Source organism: Thermococcus sp. (assembly GCF_026991495.1).
Classification (GTDB): domain Archaea; phylum Methanobacteriota_B; class Thermococci; order Thermococcales; family Thermococcaceae; genus Thermococcus.
This window is the reverse complement of the sequence record NZ_JALXBJ010000090.1, coordinates 6,508-27,145: the sequence shown is the minus strand read 5'-3', so window position 1 is coordinate 27,145 and position 20,638 is coordinate 6,508. Positions and strand designations below refer to the sequence as shown.

Annotated in this window: 20 protein-coding genes and 1 pseudogene; 5 read left to right on the top strand and 16 right to left on the bottom strand. The window is 54.7% G+C overall.

The window, feature by feature from the left end:
- Positions 1-201: DNA-binding protein Alba (gene albA, locus MVB78_RS11075; RefSeq protein WP_297491473.1), on the bottom strand; the 201-nt coding region annotated here is incomplete at its 3' end.
- Between the two features lie 182 nt (positions 202-383).
- Between albA and purB the strand changes: the two genes are divergently transcribed.
- Together purB and pyk are read left to right on the top strand one after the other, a co-directional pair.
- Positions 384-1,739: an adenylosuccinate lyase gene (purB, locus tag MVB78_RS11070; RefSeq protein ID WP_297491508.1), complete on the top strand. Its 1,356-nt coding sequence runs from the start codon at positions 384-386 to the stop codon at positions 1,737-1,739.
- 1,501 nt (positions 1,740-3,240) lie between these two features.
- A complete protein-coding gene (gene pyk, locus MVB78_RS11065) occupies positions 3,241-4,665 on the top strand; it encodes a pyruvate kinase (RefSeq protein ID WP_297491470.1) in 1,425 nt (474 codons plus the stop codon).
- A gap of 47 nt (positions 4,666-4,712) precedes the next feature.
- On the opposite strand, the gene cysS is transcribed toward pyk, so the two are convergent.
- Positions 4,713-6,143 carry a cysteine--tRNA ligase gene (gene cysS, locus MVB78_RS11060; RefSeq protein ID WP_297491468.1) on the bottom strand — a complete coding sequence of 477 codons (1,431 nt, stop codon included), beginning with the start codon at positions 6,141-6,143 and terminating at the stop codon, positions 4,713-4,715.
- 99 nt (positions 6,144-6,242) lie between these two features.
- On the opposite strand from cysS, the gene MVB78_RS11055 reads away from it, so the two are divergent.
- From MVB78_RS11055 to mrtA, 3 genes are read left to right on the top strand one after another with little or no spacing between them, the layout of a single operon-like run.
- Complete coding sequence (locus MVB78_RS11055; RefSeq protein WP_367271013.1) at positions 6,243-7,040, top strand: peptidylprolyl isomerase; 798 nt, start codon at positions 6,243-6,245, stop codon at positions 7,038-7,040.
- A gap of 28 nt (positions 7,041-7,068) precedes the next feature.
- Positions 7,069-7,980: a hypothetical protein gene (locus tag MVB78_RS11050; RefSeq protein WP_297491464.1), complete on the top strand. Its 912-nt coding sequence runs from the start codon at positions 7,069-7,071 to the stop codon at positions 7,978-7,980.
- A gap of 3 nt (positions 7,981-7,983) precedes the next feature.
- On the top strand, positions 7,984-8,604 hold the full coding sequence (gene mrtA, locus MVB78_RS11045) for a CPBP family archaeomyxosortase MrtA (protein ID WP_297491461.1): 621 nt from the start codon (positions 7,984-7,986) through the stop codon (positions 8,602-8,604).
- 33 nt (positions 8,605-8,637) lie between these two features.
- On the opposite strand, the gene MVB78_RS11040 is transcribed toward mrtA, so the two are convergent.
- The 14 genes and pseudogenes from MVB78_RS11040 to MVB78_RS10975 all read right to left on the bottom strand — a co-directional run.
- On the bottom strand, positions 8,638-9,960 hold the full coding sequence (locus tag MVB78_RS11040; protein ID WP_297491458.1) for a RuvB-like helicase: 1,323 nt from the start codon (positions 9,958-9,960) through the stop codon (positions 8,638-8,640).
- Between the two features lie 110 nt (positions 9,961-10,070).
- Entirely contained in the window at positions 10,071-10,724 is a 654-nt protein-coding gene (locus MVB78_RS11035) for a protein-L-isoaspartate(D-aspartate) O-methyltransferase (RefSeq protein ID WP_297491455.1), read from the bottom strand.
- A 37-nt stretch (positions 10,725-10,761) separates the two neighbouring features.
- The gene (gene flaJ / locus MVB78_RS11030) at positions 10,762-12,474 is read right to left on the bottom strand and encodes an archaellar assembly protein FlaJ (RefSeq protein ID WP_297491452.1); all 1,713 of its coding nucleotides are present in this window, start codon (positions 12,472-12,474) and stop codon (positions 10,762-10,764) included.
- A gap of 12 nt (positions 12,475-12,486) precedes the next feature.
- Positions 12,487-14,127 (bottom strand): type II/IV secretion system ATPase subunit, encoded by a 1,641-nt coding sequence (locus MVB78_RS11025; protein WP_297491449.1) that lies wholly within the window; start codon positions 14,125-14,127, stop codon positions 12,487-12,489.
- 1 nt (position 14,128) lies between these two features.
- Positions 14,129-14,827, bottom strand: coding sequence for an ATPase domain-containing protein (locus tag MVB78_RS11020; protein WP_297491505.1), 699 nt, complete (start codon positions 14,825-14,827; stop codon positions 14,129-14,131).
- A gap of 42 nt (positions 14,828-14,869) precedes the next feature.
- A complete protein-coding gene (locus MVB78_RS11015) occupies positions 14,870-15,343 on the bottom strand; it encodes a flagellar protein G (RefSeq protein ID WP_297491502.1) in 474 nt (157 codons plus the stop codon).
- Positions 15,343-15,867 (bottom strand): flagella, encoded by a 525-nt coding sequence (locus tag MVB78_RS11010; RefSeq protein WP_297491447.1) that lies wholly within the window; start codon positions 15,865-15,867, stop codon positions 15,343-15,345. The genes MVB78_RS11015 and MVB78_RS11010 overlap by 1 nt, the downstream gene beginning before the upstream one ends.
- Before the next feature lie 28 nt (positions 15,868-15,895).
- Entirely contained in the window at positions 15,896-17,215 is a 1,320-nt protein-coding gene (locus tag MVB78_RS11005) for a FlaD/FlaE family flagellar protein (RefSeq protein WP_297491444.1), read from the bottom strand.
- A 3-nt stretch (positions 17,216-17,218) separates the two neighbouring features.
- Positions 17,219-17,695, bottom strand: coding sequence for a flagella accessory protein C (locus tag MVB78_RS11000; protein WP_297491499.1), 477 nt, complete (start codon positions 17,693-17,695; stop codon positions 17,219-17,221).
- A gap of 13 nt (positions 17,696-17,708) precedes the next feature.
- Positions 17,709-18,353: a flagellin gene (locus MVB78_RS10995; protein ID WP_297491441.1), complete on the bottom strand. Its 645-nt coding sequence runs from the start codon at positions 18,351-18,353 to the stop codon at positions 17,709-17,711.
- 12 nt (positions 18,354-18,365) lie between these two features.
- Positions 18,366-19,022: a flagellin gene (locus tag MVB78_RS10990; RefSeq protein ID WP_297491438.1), complete on the bottom strand. Its 657-nt coding sequence runs from the start codon at positions 19,020-19,022 to the stop codon at positions 18,366-18,368.
- Positions 19,023-19,079: 57 nt separating this feature from the next.
- Positions 19,080-19,730, bottom strand: coding sequence for a flagellin (locus tag MVB78_RS10985; protein ID WP_367271015.1), 651 nt, complete (start codon positions 19,728-19,730; stop codon positions 19,080-19,082).
- Positions 19,719-20,045, bottom strand: a pseudogene (locus MVB78_RS10980) (archaellin/type IV pilin N-terminal domain-containing protein); the annotation flags it as partial. The pseudogene MVB78_RS10980 and the gene MVB78_RS10985, both read right to left, overlap by 12 nt.
- A gap of 13 nt (positions 20,046-20,058) precedes the next feature.
- A partial coding sequence (locus tag MVB78_RS10975) for a flagellin (protein ID WP_297491436.1) occupies positions 20,059-20,638 on the bottom strand: 580 nt, incomplete at its 5' end.

Genomic DNA, 20,638 nt, shown 5'->3' with positions numbered 1-20,638 from the left:
GCCGATCCTGATCTCCTTGACCCTGACCTCTGGGAGGAACCTGTTCCTGACGATCTCGGCGACGTCAACGGCCCTGCTGATAGCCCTACCGCGAGCCTTCACGGTGACCTCCTTGGCACCCTCGTTGAACTGGGTGATAACGGCCAGGACGTAGTTCATAACAGGCTTCTTTCCGATGTAGACAACATGTTCCTCTGCCATCTTTGGCACCTCCGGAAGTTTTGTCGTTAGGCTATCGAGGGGGTTAGGTTAAATACTTTTCGGTTCGCAGGCCTGCCCGGAGGTTTCTCCATCGAGGGCGTCAGCGTTCCGATTTTATTGCCACAGAAAAGGCAAGAAAAACCTTTATAACAGCCGAAATTAACGCGCTTCTGGTGATTAGAGTGGCCGTTCACCCGATAGATTACCGCTACGGCAGCGGGGAGATGAGGAGGATATGGGATGAGGAGAACAAGCTTCAGAGCCTTCTCGACGTCGAGGCGGCTTTAGCGAGGGCCCACGCAAAGCTCGGCAACATTCCGGAGGAGAGCGCGCGAGTTATCTCCGAGAGGGCCAACACCGAGTGGGTAAGGCTTGAAAGGGTGAAGGAGATAGAGGCTGAGATAGGCCACGACATAATGGCCGTCGTCAAGGCTTTGAGCGAGGCCTGCGGTGAACATGGAAAGTACATCCACCTTGGGTCCACATCAAACGACATAATAGACACGGCAAACGCCCTCCTCATAAGGGAGAGCCTTGAAATAGTTGAGAAAGACCTCAAAAAACTCCGCTCCATCCTGAAGGAGCTCGCGAGAAAGCACAAGCATACAGTCTGTATAGGCAGAACCCACGGCCAGCACGCGGTTCCAACGACCTATGGAATGAAGTTCGCTATATGGCTCGACGAGGTTCAGAGGCATCTCGACAGGCTCAACGAGCTCAAGGAGAGGGTTTTAGTTGGCCAGATGAGCGGTGCAGTTGGCACAATGGCGAGCTTTGGTGATAAGGGATTTGAGATACAAAAACTTGTCATGGAAGACCTCGGTCTTAAACCAGCGAGGATAAGCAACCAGGTAATCCAGAGGGATGTTTATGCCGAGCTAATGGCCTTCTTAGCAATCGTCGCTTCCACCCTTGACAAGATAGCCCTCGAAGTAAGGAACCTACAGAGGACTGAAATCTCGGAGGTCAGCGAGCCCTTTGGCAAGAGACAGGTTGGCTCCTCCACGATGCCCCACAAGAGGAACCCTGTAAGGAGTGAGAAGGTGAGCGGTTTGGCGAGGGTCCTTTACTCCAACGTGATCCCGGCTTTGCTGAACAACCCGCTCTGGCATGAGAGGGACCTGACCAACTCCTCCGTTGAGCGCGTTATCCTTCCCGAGAGCTTTATCCTACTCGACGAGATGCTGAAGAGCACCATAACGGTTCTGAGCGGCCTTGAATTCTTCCCGGAGAACATAGAGCGCAACCTCCATATGACCAACAACCTGATAATGGCCGAGCCACTGATGCTCAAGCTCGCCGAGAAAGGCATGGGGAGGCAGGAGGCACACGAGCTCGTGAGGAAGTTAGCCATGAAGGCCTTCCGTGAGGATAGGGACCTCTTAGCTGTTGCAAAGGAAAACGAGGGGATAAGAGAGTTCCTCAGCGAGGAGGATTTGGCCTCTCTAAAGCCCGAAAACTACATTGGGCTGGCACCGAAGATAGTGGACAACGTAATCGCATTCATAGAGGAGAAAGAGCGCGAAGAAGGTCTCTAAAGGCTTTAATCCTCTTTTTCCGACTTTTCCTATCTTCTTGTGGTCCCCTTTTCCACATGCGAACTAACTCTCAAATTTTCCAGTGGATTTTAACTTTTTATGATGTTAAAATAAATACTATTTAAAAAATTATCTTTAGCGCATTTTAATTTCGCGCTATTATTAAAATTTAAAATTGTACTTTTAGATTTTGTAAATTTGTACATTTTTCACGAATATAAGTATTAAAAATTTTGGATTTTTAACTTAATTATAACGTAAAATTAGCACAACTCAATATATAGAGTCCTCCGAGGAGAAACGTACTCCCATACACACAGGCCTTATCAAAAACCGGCCTTATGAATTGTGAGGCGGGTATCTTTATCCCAAAATCGGGTTACGACTAAAGGTGGTTACAATGAGTTGACACGTGCCGTATCTGAAAGCCTATGACGCACCTATATGTAATTTTCTGATACCTCTCAAGATCCTCAGGCTCCTGAGTTTGGCGACGTGGGCTTTTCTCATAGTCGTATATACTGGGAAGCACCTCCATTGGGTTAGACCTTTCTTGCCAGAGTCTCTCATCGGGCAGATTTCAATCACGACAGAGTTAAACCCAGCGGATTCCCAGCGACCTGTGAAGATTGGCAACCATTGGTCTCGACGATATCGGGCGGGGTTTTAGTTGTGGGTATGGTGAATTATACGGGAGGTGATGGGTGCGTTCTCTTTAACCTGCCGAGGATTGTGGCCCCTTACAAATTCTTTGATGTACTTTTATGTTCGCGTGAATTGGATATAAGATACATTATATCCAAATTTTATGAACACAAGAGTACACCCAAAGGCTGACGAGAGGGGCATTGATTCCAAGCAATCGCGAGGGCTTTAAATCAGCAAACGACAGCATACCAGGTCATCCCAGTTATTTAAGAGTGATTAGGCATAGTTTTAGTTACTACTCTGCCGCCCACTCGTGTTTGAAGCCTCAGATTAGAGTATGTAGTGACGCAAGCGTCCGGCATAACCTCTCTCGAGGAGGCTACCGGGGCCCGTCGACCCTCCAGCGGCATTTTAACCACCTTTAATTGTAACCAAATTTTGTAACAAAAATGCCCCCCTACTTTATGATTTTTCCTTCCGATCTGTCTAATGCGGGTTCATCTACCGGCTATTGCTATGTACATTTATGGCCTTTATACTACTTGAAGTATTGGAAAATTCCAATTTTATACAATATAAAAAGGTCTTAAATATAAAATTTTTAATAGTAAAATTTAAAATTTAATATCATTGATGTTTTAGATATAAATTATTAATAAAAAATATAATTTAAAATCTAATATTTATTATACTTTTAAATTAAGTGAAAACTCTCAGTATTTTTCAAGACTTGACTCGGGAATAAAGTTAGGGAAACCTAATTTGGAAAGCTTACTATTTTCAGGAAATTTTACAGTGCATACCGGGAAAAGGTTAAATCAAAGTTGGACAAAAAGGCCCTGGTGAAAAAGTCATGAGACTGCCATCCCACAAGACCAAGATCGTTGCCACAATAGGGCCCGCTTCCGATGATTCAAAGACCCTTGAGTCCCTAATCAAAGCCGGAATGAGCGTTGCGAGGATAAATTTCTCACACGGCACCTTTGAAGACCACAGAAAGAGAATAGAGAGGATAAGAAGGATCTCTAAGAGGATCGGCCGCAGGGTGGCCATCTTGGGCGATCTCCCGGGGGTCAAAATAAGGGTGGGCAGGATCCTCGAAGGGAAGGTGGAGCTTCACCGAAACCAGACGGTGACCCTGACGGTGAGGGACGTTGAGGGGATGGAAGGCCTGATTCCAGTCGAGTTCAAGGAGTTTTCGAGGCTGGTCTCCCCCGGGGACGTGATCTACCTCAGCGACGGCTTCATCGTTCTCAAGGTTGTGAAGGTCGAGGGGACTGATGTAGTCTGCAAGGTCGTGGTTGGGGGAACGCTCTACTCCCACAAGGGCATCAACATACCCAACGCGAGGATCCCGCTGGAGGCCGTGACCAAGAGGGATCTTGAGATTCTTGAGTTCATGCTCGAGAACGGCGTGGACGCGGTTGGCATCAGCTTCGTGGGCTCCGCCTACGATGTCCTCAAGGTCAGGCACTTCCTTGAAAAAAAGGGAGTTCGGATGTTCATCATTTCCAAGATAGAACGGCCGGACGCCATCAGGAACTTCGACGACATTCTCGCCGCCTCAGATGGGGTCATGATAGCGAGGGGGGATCTCGGGGTTGAGATGCCGATTGAAAAGCTCCCCATACTCCAGAAGAAGCTGATAGGCAAGGCAATGATGGCGGGGAAGCCCGCGATAGTTGCTACCCAGATGCTCGAAAGCATGACGAGCGAGAAGCTCCCAACGAGGGCGGAGGTCACGGATGTGGCGAACGCCATACTCGACGGGGCGGATGCCGTTATGCTCTCCGAGGAGACCGCCGTGGGCAAGTACCCAGTGGATGCCGTTAGGATGATGGCGAAGATAGCGAGGGCGACTGAAGCGTACAGGGAGGGCTTCGGGAACGTGAGGATGCTCGAGTGGAAGGAGAAAATTCCGAAGAGGGGAACCATAAAGGACGCCATTACGAGGAGCATAATAGAGGCCCTTCAGGTTGTCGATGCCAAGTACATACTCACACCGACGAAGAGCGGCTACACAGCTCGCTTGATCTCCCGCTTCAGGCCGAGGCAGTGGGTTCTGGCTTTCACGGGCGACGAGAGGGTTGCAAATGCACTGATGTTCAGCTACGGCGTCTACCCCTTCGTCATCGAGAGCCACGATGAGAACGGGATAATCCAGCTTATAAAGGGCCTCGGCCTAGCTAAGGAAGATGACACTGTGCTCCTCACAAAGGGGGCACCGGTCGGGAAGACCGCCGGGACGAACACCGTGAGGATTTTCCAGATCCCGTGATCTTTCCCTATCCCTTTCGAAGAGGAAAGGAAGCCCAAAAATTCAGCTCAAACCTTAACCTTCTTCCACACGGTGCCCTGGGGCGTGTCCTCGAGCTGTATTCCGAGCTGTCTCAGCTCCGCCCTTATCCTGTCAGCTAAGGCGAAGTTCCTCTCCTTCCTGAGCTGGGCGCGCACCTCTATGAGGAGCTTTATCAGGGCCTCTGCTTCCCCGGCCTTTTTCTCGCGGAAGTAGTCCTCGAAGATGCCGAAGACATCGCTTACAGCCCTGAAGAACTCCCATGCCTTTCTTAGGATGCTCTCCTTCGGGGCCTTGACCCTTGTCAGATAGCGGTTAACCGCGTTGCTGACCTCAAAGACGGCCTTCAAAGCCTCAGCGGTGTTGAAGTCGTCGTCCATTGCCCGGTAGAACTCCTCCCTGGCGTTCCTTACGGCCTTGTACGCCTCGAACTCCTCGTTCCCCCACCTGAAGGATATCTCCGCTTTCTCCATTGCCACGCGGATGTTTTCGAGGGTGTTGTAGAGCCTCTCCAAGTTGTTCTTGGCGTGCTCTATCCCCTCCTCCGTGTAGTCGAGAGGCGAGCGGTAGTGCCTCTGGAGCACGAAGAGCCTTATGACCTCTGGGTTGTAGCGTTTGAGCATCTCCCTTATGGTGATGAAGTTGCCGAGGCTCTTGCTCATCTTCTCGCCGTTAACCATGAGGAAGCCGGTGTGGAGCCAGTAGTGAACCCACTCGTGGCCTGTGCATGCCTCGCTCTGCGCTATCTCGTTCTCGTGGTGAGGGAATATGAGGTCGCTGCCCCCTCCGTGGATGTCGAAGCTCTCGCCGAGGTACTTCGTGCTCATCGTGGAGCACTCTATGTGCCAGCCGGGCCTTCCTTCGCCCCAGGGTGAAGACCACTTGGGTTCCCCGGGCTTTGCCTTCTTCCAGAGGGCGAAGTCTTCGGGGTTCTTTTTGCCCTCACCGGGCTCAACGCGCGCACCCTTAACGAGATCCTCCAGCTTTACCTTGCTCAGCTTGCCGTAGTCCCTGAACTTGCGAACCTCGAAGTAAACCCCATCGCTGCCCTCGTAGGCGTAGCCCTTCTCCTGAAGCTTCTTCACGAAGTCTATGATGTCCCCGATGTGCTCGGTAACGCGCGGGTAGACGTCGGCCGGCTTGACCTTCAGAGCGGCCATGTCCTCCAAGAAGTAGCGGAGGAACCTCTCAGCAAGCTCCTTGGGGTCTTCACCGGTTTCGTTGGCCCTCCTTATGATCTTGTCGTCGATGTCGGTGAAGTTCATGACCATCAGGACGGTGTAACCGCGGTGCTCCAGGTAGCGTCGTATAACGTCGAAGGCTATGTAGGTCCTTGCGTGACCGAGGTGAGTGTAATCGTAGACCGTCGGCCCGCAGACGTACATCCTGACCTCGCCATCCCTGAGGGGTTTAAACTCCTCCTTCTGCCGCGTCAGGGTGTTGTACACTTTGATTCCCATTCTCCCACCACCTGCCGATTTTGGAGGGGTATTTTTATTAGGTTATCGGCCCCGGCAAGCTTAAAAATGGGCCCGACCAATGGGAACCAGCACGGGGTGATGATGATGGTCAAGGTTCAGAGGGGAGACGTTATCAGGATCCACTACACCGGGAAGGTCAAGGAGACCGGAGAGGTATTCGACACAACCTACGAGGAGGTGGCGAAGGAGGCCGGGATCTACAAAGAGAAAGGCGTCTACGGGCCCGTTCCGGTAGCCGTTGGAGCGGGACACGTTATCAAGGGTCTCGATGAGCAGCTTGAGGGGCTCGAAGTCGGGAAGAGGTACGAGATCGTTGTCCCCCCTGAAAAGGGCTTTGGAAAGCGCGATCCCAAGCTCGTGAAGACCTTCACCCTCGGCCAGTTTAGGAGGAGGGGAATAGTGCCCTTCCCGGGGATGCCCATAACCCTCGAAGGTGAAGGGGGCAGGAAGATAAAGGGGAGGGTTCTCACGGTCAGCGGCGGCCGCGTCAGGGTTGACTTCAACAACCCCTACGCCGGCAGGTACCTCCTCTACGAGGTGGAGATCGTTGAGAAGGTGGACGACCCGATAGAGAAGGTGAAGGCCCTCGTCGAGCTCCGCCTGCCGATGGTGGACACGAGCAAGATCATAATTGAGGTGGGGGAGAAGGACGTTACAATAGACTTCAAGCCCGTTCTCGACGGGGTCGACAAGAACACCCTCATCTTGGGCGAGGTTCTGCTCGAAAACGACCTCAGGTTCATAGGCTACGAGAACGTGGCCTTCAAGCCGACGATGGAGGAGCTTTTAAAGCCCCCGGAGGACGAGGGCGAGGAAGGCGGTGAAGAGGAGAAGGCCGAGGAAAAAGTAGAGGAGGAAGGGGAGCAAGGAAGTTAGCTCCTTTTCCGCCTTCAAGGTGAGATGTATGCCCGCTGTGTCCGATCAGAGGTTTGAGGCTCTCGTCCGCGATCTCACAAACAGGTTCTCCTCGGCGGATGAGGCCAAGATAAGGGCGGCCCTAAGTGCCTTCCTCAAGGTTATGGAGCTGCCTGTTTCCTACCTGAATCCATCCTCCCGCTACCATCCGGTGGCGGTCTTCAAAAAGAGGTTTGGGGGGATCGAGAAGAGCGCAATGGTGTCCCTCCCCGACATGAGGATCCTCAACCGCTACAACATGCCGGGCTGGAGGAGGGAGGTGGAGTTCCGCCTCGACAGGGATATCGTCGCGGAGGAAAACGTCCACGGCGTGAGGGCCCTTCTGATAGGCGAGCCCGCTTCGCTTGCGCGCCTTCGCGACGCCTTCGCGAGGATCCTCCAGCGCATGAACATGAAACCGGGAAGGTTCGTCCTCTTTTACAACTACGTCTACATGGACTTTGGCGGCAGGTTCATCAACCTCCTCCTCCGCGGAAGCGACCTTCAGATCAGCCTCGTCAACCTTAAGTACACTGAAGCCAGCAGGGTCCTTGGGAAGGCCATACCATACATGGACTCCACCTTCGGCAACAAGAACGTTGAGTTCTACAAGCTCCTCTTCGTCTACTCCTCCGAGACCGCCGGCACCTTTGACTGGTTCTTCCACAGGTACGTGATGCCCGGTCTAAACCCGGAGCAGAGGGACTTCCTTGAGGACATGCAGGACTACAGGAACTTCATATCCCTGCTCTACAGCTACGTCAGGAGGCTCAACAAGGACCGGCTTGGGGACGAGGTGGGCATCAGGGTCATCAGGAGGGCCAACCCGAACAGGCCGCTTGAGATAGGCATAGCCTTCACCAACAGGGGCATCGCTGTCAAAAGGTATCCAAGCACAGTCACCATAAGCTTCACGGTGTAGTCCATGAGGAAGGGACTCCTCTTCTACACCCTCCTGCTTCCCCTCGTTTACATAGCGAGGTTCTCGCCCTTCGGGCACTCCCTCTTCCGCTGGTCGCTCTGGCTGCTCCTGATCTACACAGTCCTTCCACTGCTCCTCGCGTGGGCCTTTGGCTTTTCTAAGGAGGACGTCGGTCTCTCAACGCCCAGGGGGGACGTCCTCAGGCCCCTATCACTCCTCCTTCTCCTCGCCTTCCTGCTCTCCATCGCGGGCACGAGGGTGCCGTCCATGGTGTCCTACTACCCCCGCTTCTCGTTCTCCGGCGTTCCGGGCTTCATCGCGGGCGAGCTCGTCATGGGGCTCATCATGCTGACCCACGAGCTCTTCTTCAGGGGCTTCATGACGTTTCCGCTGGTTAGGTGGAACTGGAAGGCCGCCGTTCTCCTCCAGGACATCCCCTACGCCCTCGCTCACCTCGGAAAACCAGGCCTTGAGGTTCCCTACTCTTTCTTAGCCGGCATTGTCTTCGACTGGCTCGACGTCAGGGGGAGGAGCTTCATCCCGAGCTTTGTCCTCCACTGGACGGGGTCGGTTGTCTTCGACGTCCTCTGCGTCCTCGTTAAGGCCGGCGTCCTTTCTGCCTGAGCCCGGGAGGATGGAGAAAGAGAAGAGGAAAAATCAGCGGAGCATTCCTTCAAGCTTTTCAACGAGCTCTATGCTCCTCTTTAGGTCGGCGAAGTACTCCCGGGCCTTTTCAACGTGCTCCTCCTCAACCCGGCCGCCCCTCGCCAAGACGCTCGCAGGCGCGAGGAGCTGGACGGCGTAGCGCAGGCTCGTTTTCTCGCCGAGCTCCGCGAGCCTCTCCACGGCCTCATCACTTATCTCGATCCTCTCCTCCCTTGCCCTGATCTTCACTATCTCCCTGATCTCGTCCTTTCCGTAGGGTTCGGTGTTGATTATCAGAAGCCTGTCGAGCATGTCTATTGGGATCCCGTGCGGGGCCTCGATGTCGGTTCCCCTTATCGTCGTCCTCCCCCTGTTCGTTGCCAAGATCAGTATCGGGGCGAGCTCACCCTCCATGGCCCGGGCCAGGAAGGAGAAGGCCTCTATGTCGAGCATGTGGCACTCGTCGATGAAGAGAACGCCCGGGACGAGAACGGCCCTTCCGTCCTCTATCCATTTTTTAACGGTCTCATCTACCCTCTGCCTCACCTCGTCGCTTATCTCTGCCCCTGTGCTGAAGAGAAGTCCGAAGATGTTCCCGCGGGCGTTCGCAACGTCGAGGTCGTGCAGCGTTACGGTGTAGGTGAACTCCTTTATCTTGAGGACGGGGCCGCTCGGGAGGTTCACCTTCCTCTTCAGGAATATGCCCTCTTCCTCCCTCGTGGTTCCAACCTTTGACACCCTGCCCGTCTCGGCGTCTATCTGTATGACGTCCCCCTCCTCAACCCCCATCTCGATCAGCTGGTATGCTATCTCCCTGCCGGCGCGTATAGTTCTCTCGTCGTCCTTTGTGCGGAGGTCTATGACCACGCTGTCCGGGATCTCAACGTAGGGGTTTAGGGGATGCTTCGAGCGGTGCACGTCGATCTTCCGCACTTCGCCCTCGTACACCTTCCTCTCCTCGCTTATCCTGACACCTATGGCCCGCCTCATGGCCTGCTTGAGGAACTCCGTCTTGTTCACCTCGGCGGAGTATATCTCGCTCCCCGCTATCTGGACGAAGGGCACGTCCTCCCCGAGCTCCCTGGCTATTCCCATTGCTATGGCCGTCTTGCCGCTTCCAGTTGGCCCGACGAGGAGGATGCCCTTCCCCGCAAGCTTCCCGCGTTTTATGAGCTCCACGGCTATCCCTGCGGCTTCCCGCGCCTTCACCTGTCCGACCATGCCGTCCCCCATGAACTTTGCCCTTCCGTTCTCGTCGAGGCCAAGCCCCTTTATGTGGGAGTGCATGCTTATCCGCTCGATGCTCCTCTTGGTCACCTCCTCGACCAGAGGCATAGAACCACCCCCTTAATCTTTCCGATAGTTACTAAAAGGCTCCCCTTAAAAATCTGATGGGCGGCTCAGGCCGTCGATCCCGGGCATCGGTACCCCAAAGGTCAATCTCATCATTGCCTCCACCCGTACTCCCCTATGAGGGGGACGAAGGCCACTCCGCCGCGGTTTTTGACCTCGACGGAGCCATCGGGCCTTTTAATGACCTCCAACAGCTCCTGCCAGAGGTGATAGCTCCCAACCGGGATTATGAGCTTTCCCCCCGGCTTGAGCTGCTCCACGAGGGGCCTCGGAACATCGGGCGCGCCAGCGGTCACGAGGATCCTGTCGTAGGGGGCCTTCGGAGGAAAGCCCTTGCTCCCGTCCCCGAGGATGACGTGGACCGACTTCACACCAGCCCTCTCAAGGTTCCTCCTCGCGAACTCGACGAGCTCTGGGATCCTCTCGATAGTGTAGACGTCGGTCTTCACGAGCTCCGCCACCAACGCGGCGTTCCAGCCGCTGCCCGTTCCAACTTCGAGGACGCTCATGCCCCTCTCAAGATCAGCCAGTTCGAGCATTATGGCCACCATATGGGGGGCGCTGACGGTCTGTCCTGCGGGGATGGGGAGCGGCTCGTCTACGTGGGCGTACGCTCTGTACCGCTTCTCGACGAATAGGTAACGCGGATACTTCAGGAAGGCCCTCCTGACGGCGTCGCTCTTTATTAGGCCCTCCCTGACGAGGTTCTCGACCGTTCTGCCCCAGAGTTCATCAAGGTGCCCCATGGTTGAGGATTAGGAGAAGGTGGATTTAACTTTTTTCTCACGGCAGAATGGGCAGGAGGAGCTTTGAGGCACTGCCGAGCCCCATCATCCTCTCCATCATGACCTGACCAACGTACATGCTGACCGCGAATATCCAGAGGAGTATCACGAAGTACCTTAGCGAGACCATCATGTGACCGCCATCGGCGGTTTTGATGGCGACAGCTGAGAGGAGGGAGTGGATGATCATTATCGTGAGCATTACGTACATGACGAACTGCATCCCGGAGGGCGGTATCACGTGTATTATATCCCCTATGTACTCAGTCGGCACCTTCAGCTGCCCGAAGAGGGTGTTTATCGACGCCGCCACCTGAAACGACGCCGCGAGGGAGAAGGCAAAGGCCGCGGTGAGGCCGTAGATGATCCCAATGAAGCTGGACATGCTCTGCTGTCTCTTCCTCCTGAGCCTGACGAGCCTCTCAAAGTTCCTGCTTATCACGAGCCCAACGTAGTCGGGCTCCGCCCCCATCCTTATGGCCTCCCTGAATATCTCCGAGAATATGCCGACGAGCCAGCTCCCGGTTCCGGCTATGAAGAAGTCCCAGGCCCGCTCCCTGTCAACCCTGAGGGCCAGCCTCCTGTAGAGGGCCTTTATGTCCTCGGTCAGGGAACCGAAGTCGTGGGCGCTGAGGTACTTCAGGACGAGAAGGAGAGACGTGCCGCTCGCGGCCAGGGACGAGCTCAGGCTCCTTATGAAGGCCGCGAAGTTCTCGTCTTTCCTCATTATTGAAGCCTCCTCCTTGGCCGCGAGCCAGCCGAGGTAGTAGAGGGGGCTGAAGATCAGGGCGACGACAAAGGGCTGAGGGAGAGGAAAGCGCTTGGATATCACGGCGTAGTAGAGGAGAACCATTATTACGATGCCGAGCAGGGAGTAGTTCCTCGCCCTCCTCAGCTTCCTGTCCCTATCCGTTACCAGTCCCCTGCTCTCGGCCCATATCGGATCATCGGGCATCCTGAACTTTATAACGAAGAACACGCCGACCTCGGCCGCGAGGACTATCGCCAGGGTGTAGAGGGCAAGCCGGCCTATGTCCTGACCTGTTATCAGGGGGCCGATGATGATGAAACTGGCCATGAAGACGACGGATATGATTATGGACTCGTATATCTCCTTGAAGACGTCGAGGTCGTAGAGTGCGCCTTCGTAAAACGTCTCGTAGTCGTCCATGACGGTTTTCTGCTCCTGAAAGAGGTAGTCCTTCAGGTCAACGCCGCTGTCGAGGGAGTAAGCGAGCCTGTCCAAAAAGTCGGCGAAGACCTTGCTCGGCGTCCTCCTTGCCAAAAAGCGGAAGGCCTCTGGAAGGGCCCTGTGGAGCTTGCTCACTATGACGTAAACCTTCTTCAGCTCCGTCGCTATTGCACCGAGCTTCGGATCGTGGGAGAGGACCTTGATGAGATCGGAGCGACCCATCTCGCTCGTGGAGAGGACGGCGAAGTATGTGATGAAGTAGGGAATGCGCGAGTTTATCGATATCTTCTTGGAGTCTGCGGTCACGTAGGGGTAGACCGCGGCGTAGATGAGAAGGATCGCGGGGATGGAGTACATGAGTACAACCAGGGGGCCGGAGAGGCCGAAGAGCCGGGCGAAGACGGCGGCGGAAACGAAGAGGATCACTGAGGCAGCTGTGTAGGGAAGGAGGACTTTGTTGATGTAGGTCTTCATGTCGAGGTCTGCCCTTGTGAAAATGCTGATTTTGGCGCCCGGCATGCTCACACCCCCTCAGAGCCTGAAGCTCAGTCCCTCGATGCCCCTCTTGTAGAAGGCCTTAACCTCGCGGTAGACGTCCCAGTAGTTCGTTATGCCGAGCTCGACCATCCTCTGAAGGATCCTTGCCCTGAGGAAGAGCTCGTTGTAGATGTCCTTTGGATCCTCGTAACCGGCTATCTCGGCTATCTTCCTTTCGAGGATGTAGGAGTTGTTGAAGCCGCGGAAGATGTGCTTGTCCGTCACTGGATCCCACTCGAAGACGTTCCTCGTGGCCACTCCCCCGAGCTCCTCGTAGTAGCCCTCTATCTCGACCACGCTAACCGTCCTCCTGAGGAACTTGCCCTTCAGGTAAACGGCCTGCTGGAAAACCGCTATGTTGAGGTTGTCTATGAAGGTTATCGGGACGTTTATGGGGTGCCCGGTGAAGCGCTGTATCATCTTCTTTATGTCGCCCGCGTGGAAGGTGGACATGACAGGGTGGCCCGTCTGCATTGCCTGAAACGCTATCGAGCCCTCGGCACCGCGGATCTCACCGACTATGATGTAGTTGGGCCTCGAACGCAGCGCCGCCTTGAGGAGGTCGAACAGTGTAACTCTGCTCTCCTCAGGCCCGCGCTCACGGGTTATGAGCCTCTGCCAGGTTGGGTGCGGAACGTGAACCTCGGGCGTGTCCTCGGCGGTGTATATCTTGGACCCCGGCTTTATGAACGGGATTATCGAGTTCAACAGGGTGGTCTTACCGGAGGCCGTCTCACCGCAGACGAAGACGCTCATACCATACTCAAGCGCTATCCAGAGGTAGGCGGCCACTTCTGCACTCAGGGTCCCCCAGGCTATGAGCTGCACTATGCTTATCGGTGTCGCGGCGAACTTTCGGATGGTTGCGGAGGGGCCGTTGATCGAGATGTCCGGGGAGTAAATGATGTTTATACGGGAGCCGTCCGGGAGCGCGCCGTCAACTATGGGGTTCCTGTCGCTCACCGGCCTGCCTATGCGCTCCGAGATGTTCTTCAGGTAGTCCGCCAACTTTATGTTGTCCCCGAAGGTTATGTTGGTGGGCATTGACTCGAATATCTTGTGGACGAGGGCAACGTAGTTCGCGCCTATGATGTGTATATCCTCAATGTAGGGATCCCTGGCGAGCGGTTCGAGGGGGCCGATGCCGATGATGTCCCTCTTTATCAGGTAGCGGAACTTCTCCATCTCGTCCTTGGTGAGGGTGAACCTCTCGCCCTTCTTCCCTATCTTCTTCTTGCCCTTGACGAGCGCCAGTACGGCCTCATCAAACATAGCATCGAGGAACCTCTCGAACTCCTCTGGATCCTCGGGAATCTCCTTGGTCGGGGCCAGCTCGAGGATCTTATCCTTTATCATGCCGTACTTGAGTTCCTCCAGCGGCGTCTCTATCCTCGGCTCTATCACTATGTACTTCTTGTCCCCCGTCTTGACGTCGGTGAAGATGTGGACGAATATCGGGTCGCCGACCGGGTAGAGTATGTTTGGGTAGGGAATGTCCTTCATGTCTCTGCTGAGCTGGGCGTGAAACTCTGGTATTCTACCGTACTTTCTCCTGAACTCGTCTATGTACCTGCGAAGGTGGGGGTTCCTCGTCATCGCGTCTTCCAGCGTGTCGCTCTTTATCACCTGCGCCATATCACACCACCGCCGCGATCTCCACTATCAGCCCCACCTTCGGCTCGACGCGGAAGGGGATTATCTTCTGGAAGACGCCTTTGGCGTTGTTGTACTTCACTATCGTCGCCGAGTTCTTCAAATCGCCGCCGAACACCTTGACGTTGAGCCTGAGCAGCATGGTAGCAGCCTCTTCAAGTGCGAACAAAGAGTCCCTGTCTATCTCCTCAGTGTTGGCGGTCATTATGATGACCTTGTCTAAGGAGGCGAGCTTCTTTACGTACAGTAAAAAATCCCTTATCGCACTTGGTTCCTGCTCCCGGGATAAGAGGGATGAGAAGGCGTCTATTATAACTATATCAGGCTCCCATATCCTCGGCTCTCCAAGGAGCCTGCTCAAAAATTTTCTCCTCTCACTTACCCCGGTCAGAAGGGGGTACAGGGAGACGAATATAAGCTTTTTTCGTATCAGAAAAGGGATTATATCGTAGCCGATTGATTCCATCTGTTTTATGTACTCCACAGTGGTGTACTGGCTTGATACGTAGCTGGCCCGGTATCCGTTCATCAGAAAGCCGTAGAGGAGCCTCTGGACGAATATAGACTTCCCAGTGCCCCTGTCCCCTTCGAGGAGCATGATGCTTCCCGCTGGAATGCCGCCGCCGAGGCGCCTGTGAAGCTCATCGCCCTTGAGTTCTATCTTCAGGAGCTCCTCTACCATGATGATCACCACCGCTTGGCACTGATTTCAGCTGCGAACAGCTTACACCCTGAATATCAGGGATCTCTTCTTTCCGTTCTCAAGTACAACAGTTATCGTGTGCGTTCCACTCGAGAGCTGACTTCCCAGTGTCACTATTATCTCCCCAACCTCGTAGGGCCCAAGGGAGTTTATCCCCTTCCCAGAGGTGTCGGTGAAGGTCAGGTTGGATGGGGGCACGAGCGTGCCGTCGAGGAACACCTGGACCGAACTGTTGCTGAATGGGAACGCTATCTTCCCTATGTTCTTGATGTAGAACGTGTAGTTGTACGGGCCGCTCCCGCTGACGGGTATGCTGTTTGGGTCGTTGATTATCGCGAAGTCCGTCCTGAGCTGATCTGCCAGCAGTGACCCCCTGTCGTTTATCCCGTGGGCTATGTCGCTGGTGACGTATGCCAGCGCACCAGCAACGCTCCCCGCGATGATAACCGCCACTATGAACATTATGAGCTCGCTCGCCGGCCCTCCAGCTGCCATCAGCTCACCTCCGTTGGGCATCCCCTCGCCCTTTCGTCGATAACAATGGTATTGCCGTTGTAATGCCAGCTGATCCTGAGCCAACAGCCGTTGTCAAACACCACAGTTAAGTTGTGCTCCGTCTGATCGAGGGGTATGTTGGTGACGTTCAGGAGCAGGGTTTCACCAGGAAGGGCATAGGTGTAATCCTCGAGGAAGCCAACGTTATCGTCGGAAACGTTGTATATCGTCTTGTAGAGGCCATCGTAGATGCAGCTCCACCCCTTCACGTACATCGTGGGGCCGTAATCCTGGATGTACCAGGTTATGTTGTAAACGTTGTTCACCGTATCTATGGTCGCCTGGCCCAAGGTACCGTTCAGGTCAATAAGGGTGTTCAGCTGGCTTACCCTCAGGTCATACCAGTCCTCCCTTGCGCCCTGGACGTTGCTGTACGTGCTGTCCCAGGCTGTGTAGAGGGTGCTGAAGGCCACTAAAAATGAGATAAAGATGATCGCTGCACTCGCTGAGACACTGAACCCCATGGCCCGCTCCCCCGATTACTTCCGCTGGTCAGATGCCGTAAAACTCGTCGAGAGTCTTCTCTAACATTTTGATTTCCCTTTCAAGCTTGTCAAGGACGTCCCTGTTTATCTTCAGTCCCCTGAGCCTTTCTATGAAGAGCAGGCTTATGAGGTGGTCCTGCACGGTCAGCTTGTCGGCTGGCTTCCACTCGGGATCCCTGTGGTGGGGTCTGGTTCCCTTGGCGTAGCGGAGCAGCTGGTTGAGAACTTCCTCGCTTATCCAGCCGATCTCGTAGTAGAACTCTAGAACGCGTTCGAGGTTCTGTATGCCCACCCTGTCGATGAGGAATCCAAGCCACTTCAGGGCTATCATAGTGGATATGACGTCCTCGGGAAGCCTTTCAAGCCTTGCCTTCTTGGGCTCTTCCTCGAAGAGCAGGTTGGCGATATCCTCAGGGATCTGCATCTTTTCGGCCATCTCAACACCACCTTCAACTTTTTCTTCTTTCACGGGGGCAACCTCAACTTCGGAAGGAGCGGGGGCTTCCCCAACAACCTCAACTTCCTCGGCCACCTCGGGGCCTTTCTCCTCTTTCGGCACCTCCGCCGGAACCTCTCCGGCCTCCTCTGGAACGGGTGCCACGACTTCCTTCTCGGCCTCCACCTCTGGGGCCTTCCCCTCGATTTTCTCTTCTTCTGCTTTCCTGGCCTCTCTCTCTTCGACTTCTTTTTCCTCTGCCTCTTCTGCGGCCTTGGCCTCCTCTTCAACCTCCTCGATGTGCTCCTTCGCCTCCTCGATCTCCTCCGCGGTGATCTCCTTGCCGCTTTCGAGCTTCTTCTCAAGCTCCTCGATCTTCGCCTTGGCCTCCTCGATCACCTTGCCCGTGACCTTCCCCGTGAGCTTTTCCTCAAGCTCTTCAACCTTCCTGTGGAGCTCCTCAAGCTTCTCTTTCGTCTCCTTTGGAATCTCCTTTTCGGTTTTCTTCTCCTCCAAGATCTCCTCAAGCTTCCCTATCTTCTCCTGAACCTCCTCGACCTGCTCGGACACTTTTTCGGCCCTCTTCTCATGAACTTTGAACTTCGCCTCTTCGAGGCTCTCGACCAGCCTGCTCAGCTGCATCCCGAGCTCACTCAGCCTCTTCCCGAGCTCGTCCACCCTTTTGTTGAGCTGTTCGTACTTCGTAGCCTGGTTGCCGTAGGTCTCAAGAACCCTCTGGACTATCTTTTCGAGCTGTTCGTACGTGAGCTGGTCTTTCCTCGCTATCAGCCTCTCCCTGAGCTCGTTGATGACAACCGTCGGAACCTTTCCCTTGAGTTCTGAGAGCTTGGCGTTTATATCGGCCTCCGTGACGAACCGCGGCATCTCCATGCTTCACACCTCCGCGAGCACCTCGTAGATTATAGAGTCGAGGTCAACACCGTAGCCAGCGAGCACCTTGATGTCGTTCTTGACCTGTGCGAGCTCCATCTTGAGATCCTCTATCTCCTTTCTGAGCTCCTGTATCTCGTTGCTGAGGGGGTTCTCCTGGCCCATCTGCTCCTTGAAGGGGTTGATCTCCTGGCTTATGACCTCGTAGAGCATCATGACGTCCTTGATGGTTTTGTCGAGCCTCTCTATGTCGTCCCTGAGCTCCTGGATGTTCTTCTTCAGTGTGTCCACGCTGATCTTTATCCTCGGGATGTCGTTTTCTATCTCGTTGACCCTGTCCATCAGCTGAGTCAGCTGCTCGTTCTCTTCCCTTGCCTCCACTTTCTCCTCAAGCTCCTCGACGCTCACTTCTTCCACTTCTGAGGGGGCGGCCTCCTCTTTTTTCTTCCCAAATAAAGATGAAAGGAACGCCAGCGACATCTCAACCACCCCCTCACTGGAGCTCAAGGATCTGCTGGGTGTATGCGTGCGGTGTTGTGAAGTCTATTACTCCCGCGGCACCGTTCTCAGGGATGACTTTGCCGGTCACGTGCGTGGCCGGCGGCAGGCCCTTGCCCTTTCCGAACCCCGTAGTGTTTATCAGGATGGCCGCTATGTCCCCCCAGTTGAGAACCGGGTGATCGCGGCTGTCTATCATGCTCCTGTCCGAATCTCTGACGACGGCCACCCCGAAGACCGTTTCACTCACGTTCACCCAGGTTTGGATGGTGAAGACGTTCTGGATGTTGCCGGTGTAGAACGCATCCGGGTTGTAGTTGAAGACCGTCATCCTCTCCCCGTCAGTTAGGACGACCTTGACGTTGCTGAGGTCAATTCCACTGCTCCCGGCGTTTGGAGTTACGTAGATAGCCATCTCCGTTATGTTGGCGGCCGTTGGAGTGCTGCTGTTTATGAAGCCGTAGACACCCATAACTCCTATCCCGCTCGCCACTTCCTGGGTCGTCTGCCTGCCCGTGCTCATGGCCTTCTGCTGGAGGTAGCCGCTGGTGGCTATGAGCACTCCAGCAGCTACCGCCGCAACGAGCACCATTGCGATGAAGACGATGAGGGTTCCAATGCCTATCGCACCTCTCCTCATTGTCCTCTCACCTCACTGCAGCTGTATCACATTGTCGCTGAAGGTTGCGGGCGTTGTGAAGTCTATGACTCCTGCCGCTCCCCTCTCGGGAATCACCTTGCCCACAAGCTTTGTGCTCGGCCCGATGCCGGCTTTATCCTCGTACCTGAACATAGTCGTCCAGACGCAGAGCGCCACCATGTCCCCGAACTCTAAGGTTGGGTGGGTGTCCTGCATTTCGCTCCCAATGTCGTTTATCACCGCTATCCCGAAGCTGGCGTTGCCCTTTATCGCATTCCACACTGTTACATCGCTCGTGTTGAACAGGTCCGTGATGCTCTGGGCGTTCTGGAACTGCTCGGAGTAGTTGTAGACTACAAGCCTCTTGCCGTCAGTGAGGACTATCTTAACGTTGCTCAGATCGATTCCCTCGCTACCGGCGTTCGGGGTCACGAAGATCGCCAGCCTCTGGATCGCTCCGCTGCTCGGTGGAGTTGCGTTGGTGTAGCCGTAGACGTTGACGATCTTCAGCCCGCTCGCCACTTCCTGGGTCGTCTGTCTCCCGGTGGCCTGGGCCTTCTGCTGGAGGTAGCCGGCTGTGCCTATGATGACCCCTGCCGCTATTGCAGCTACCAGGACTAATGAGATAAAGACTATCAGCGTGCCAATGCCTATCGCTCCCCTACGCATAGCATCACCTCCTGAAAATCTTCAAAGAACGAAAGGGAAAGCTGGAGAAGCGTGGGGTCACTGGAGGTTGATGACGTTGGTGGTGTATGTGCTCGGGGTTGTGAAGTCGATGACGCCCGGCGCGCCAAACTCCGGAACAACCTGCCCGGTGATGTGAGTCCTGACAGCTATGCCTCCAAAGAGCGCTTTGGCATCAACGCCGAGTATGATTATGTCTCCCTTGTTGAGAGTTGGAGCGTTGGAGATGACACTGCCGTCGTAGTCCTGGACAACTATTATTCCGTACTTGTCCTTATCAAGGGCACTCCAGATGTAACTGGGCCAATCGATCTGTTTTATGTTAGCCGTGTCAATGAGGATTGTGTTCGCGCTGATTGTGCCGTTGACGAGGGTGGCGGTGGCCTCCTTCCCGAGGGCATCAAGGAAGATGTCGTCAACTGGTCCCTTGACGTACTGGTAGTAGCTGACATAGACGGAGGTTATTTTGTAGGTGGTAGAGTCATAGGTGAAGTCGATTACCCCCGCCGCTTTCAGGCCACTCATGTTAACGAAGTACTCGTTCCAGTTTATTGACGTGCCGAAGACCTTGTCAGGGTTAATACCGAGGGCACTAAATAGCTGGCTGGCGTTGGCATAGATATGTGAGTTGTTGGTAACGTAATCGACGCTCAGGCCTGTGTAGTTGTGTCCGGAGGCGTAGCTCAGCATGGCCTGGATGTTGTCGTTACTGAGTATGACCTTGGTGTTTTTTATGTCAATGCCAGCTGAGCCTGCGTTGGGTGTTACGTAGATGGCGAGGCGAGTTATGTCCGTTTTGTCGGGAGTGTATCCTGTGACTTGCATGACCTGTATGCCGCTGGCTACCTGTTCAGTGCTTGCCCTGCCGGTACTTGAAGCCTTCTGCTGGAGGAAGCCGCTCGTGTTTATGAGCACCGCTGCCGCCACTGCCGCCACTAAAACCATGGCTATAAACACTATCAGGGTACCAATCCCAATGGCACCCCTCTTCTTCCTGGCCTTCATTGTATCACCCTCCTCACTGGAGGCTTACGATAGCGGTGGTGTATGTGCTCGGGGTTGTGAAGTCGATGACGCCCGGCGCGCCAAACTCCGGAACAACCTGCCCGGTGATGTGAGTCCTAACGGGTATTGCACTACCAAAGAGTGCCTGTGCGTTTACGGTGAGGATAACAATGTCCCCCTGGTTCATAGTTGGGGAGGTGGCCTTCACGCTCTTGTCGTAGTCCTGAACAACAATGATGCCAAACTCGGTCCCGGTGGTTGGCCATGCGTTAGTAGCACTATCGAATATGTTACCTGTAACGCTGTTGTTGTAGAGGCTTGATCCGCCGTACTTAAGGAGACCCTGAACTGCGCCGTTGCTGAGGATTATCCGGGTGTTGTTGAGGTCAATACCCGTACTCCCAGCGTTGGGTGTTACGTAGATGGCAAGCTTGGTTATTCCCGCTGGAGTGGTGGTGTTGTCGTAGTATCCTGTGACTTGCATGACCTGTATGCCGCTGGCTACCTGTTCAGTGCTTGCCCTGCCGGTACTTGAAGCCTTCTGCTGGAGGAAGCCGCTCGTGTTTATGAGCACCGCTGCCGCCACTGCCGCC